Here is a 2,500-nt window from a genome sequence, read left to right as displayed (position 1 = left end):
TAAGTATTTCAGATACGAATCCGTAGCGAAAGCGAGTCTGAATAGGGCGATTAATAGTTGGTAGTAGTAGACGCGAAACCTGGTGATCTACCCTTGGGCAGGTTGAAGCGCTGGTAACACAGCGTGGAGGACCGAACTGGTTGTCGTTGAAAAGACTTCGGATGACCTGAGGGTAGGGGTGAAAGGCCAATCAAACTGGGAAATAGCTCGTACTCCCCGAAATGCATTTAGGTGCAGCGTTGAAGTGAGTTTAATAGAGGTAGAGCTACTGATTGGATGCGGGGGTTTCATCGCCTACCAATTCCTGACAAACTCCGAATGCTATTAAATGCTCATCAGCAGTGAGGGTATGGGTGCTAAGGTCCATATCCTAAAGGGAAAGAACCCGGACCATCAGCTAAGGTCCCCAAATATATGCTAAGTTGACCAAACGCGGTCTGACTGCACTGACAGCTAGGATGTTGGCTTGGAAGCAGCCATACATTTAAAGAGTGCGTAACAGCTCACTAGTCGAGCGGTTGGGCATGGATAATAAACGGGCATAAGCATATTACCGAAGCTATGGGGTAGTACAGAAGTACCTACCGGTAGGGGAGCATTCTATAGGCGTTGAAGCTAAAGGCGTGAGCCATAGTGGAGCTGATAGAAAAGAAAATGTAGGCATAAGTAACGATAAGGCAGGCGAGAAACCTGCCCGCCGAAAGATCAAGGTTTCCTCAGCTATGCTAATCAGCTGAGGGTTAGTCGGGGACTAACGCGCACCCGAGCAGGGGAAGTGGATGTACAACAGGTTAATATTCCTGTACCATTAATCTAATAAAAGTGACGGAACGAGATAACTACCGCGTACTGACGGAATAGTACGTTAAAGGAGCAGTTATAGCTTTGATAGTACACTGAGGCTTCGGCCGAGGTGATAGAGTGGTGACAACGTTTCCAAGAAAAGCGAAGATTAATGCCCGTACCGTAAACCGACACAGGTGATTGGGAAGAGAATTCTAAGGCGCTCGAGAGATTCATGGCTAAGGAACTAGGCAAAATAGACCTGTAACTTCGGGAGAAAGGTCGCCTATCTAGCGATAGGCCGCAGTGAAAAGGTCCAAGCGACTGTTTATCAAAAACACAGGACTCTGCAAAATCGAAAGATGAGGTATAGGGTCTGACACCTGCCCGGTGCTGGAAGGTTAAGAGGAGAGCTTAGCGTAAGCGAAGGTTTGAATTGAAGCCCCAGTAAACGGCGGCCGTAACTATAACGGTCCTAAGGTAGCGAAATTCCTTGTCGGGTAAGTTCCGACCTGCACGAATGGTGTAACGATTTGGACACTGTCTCGGCCATGAGCTCGGTGAAATTGTAGTATCGGTGAAGATGCCGATTACCCGCAGTGGGACGAAAAGACCCTGTGCACCTTTACTATATCTTCGTATTGGTCTTGGATAAGTGATGCGTAGGATAGGTGGGAGACTTGGAAGCGGCTATTCCGGTAGTTGTGGAGTCGTTGTTGAAATACCACCCTTTGCTTATCTGAGGTCTAACCCTGCGATGCAGGGGACAATTCGTGGAGGGTAGTTTGACTGGGGTGGTCGCCTCCAAAAGAGTAACGGAGGCTTCTAAAGGTTCCCTCAGCACGCTTGGTAACCGTGCGAAGAGTGCAATGGCATAAGGGAGCTTGACTGAGAGACCAACAAGTCGATCAGGTACGAAAGTAGAGCATAGTGATCCGGTGGTTCCGTATGGAAGGGCCATCGCTCAAAGGATAAAAGGTACGCCGGGGATAACAGGCTGATCTCCCCCAAGAGCTCACATCGACGGGGGGGTTTGGCACCTCGATGTCGGCTCGTCACATCCTGGGGCTGGAGAAGGTCCCAAGGGTTGGGCTGTTCGCCCATTAAAGTGGCACGCGAGCTGGGTTCAGAACGTCGTGAGACAGTTCGGTCTCTATCTACTGTGGGCGTTAGAAATTTGCGTGGATCTGACTCTAGTACGAGAGGACCGAGTTGGACGCACCGCTGGTGTATCTGTTGTCTTGCCAAGGGCATAGCAGAGTAGCTAAGTGCGGATGGGATAAGTGCTGAAGGCATATAAGTACGAAACCCGCCACAAGATGAGATTTCTTTTAAGGGTCGTGGGAGATGACCACGTTGATAGGTTACAGGTGTAACGGTGGTAACATCATAGCCGAGTAATACTAATCACCCGTAGACTTTTCGCGCAGTATTCTTTTTTATAGATAAGAGTTAAGAGATAAGAAGTAAGAAAGTGTAATACTACTTATGTTTTATCAATTATTAATCTCTTAAGAAGTTAGTTAAGATATGTTTTTTATCCCTATATGTTAAAAAAATAAGGTTACAGGCACTAGGTTATAGGCATCAGGGATTCCCCTGAAACCTAACCCCTGACCCCTGACACCTAAAAGATTTAAGGTGGTTATAGTCAAAGGTCTCACCTCTTACCATTCCGAACAGAGCAGTTAAACCTTTTAGCGCAGATGGTACTACA

The 2,500-nt window shown here is 47.6% G+C and carries 1 rRNA gene (cut by a window edge); it reads left to right on the top strand.

What is annotated here, in order from left to right:
* Positions 1-2,210: ribosomal RNA gene (locus tag HMPREF1321_RS10355) — 23S ribosomal RNA — on the top strand; it begins 633 nt to the left of the window's first position.
* The last annotated feature ends 290 nt before the right edge of the window (positions 2,211-2,500 follow it).

The sequence above is a fragment of the Capnocytophaga sp. oral taxon 412 str. F0487 genome (assembly GCF_000271925.1).
Taxonomy (GTDB): Bacteria; Bacteroidota; Bacteroidia; order Flavobacteriales; family Flavobacteriaceae; genus Capnocytophaga; species Capnocytophaga ochracea.
The sequence above is the reverse complement of the archived record's forward strand: the minus strand, read 5'-3'. Positions and strand labels throughout refer to the sequence as shown.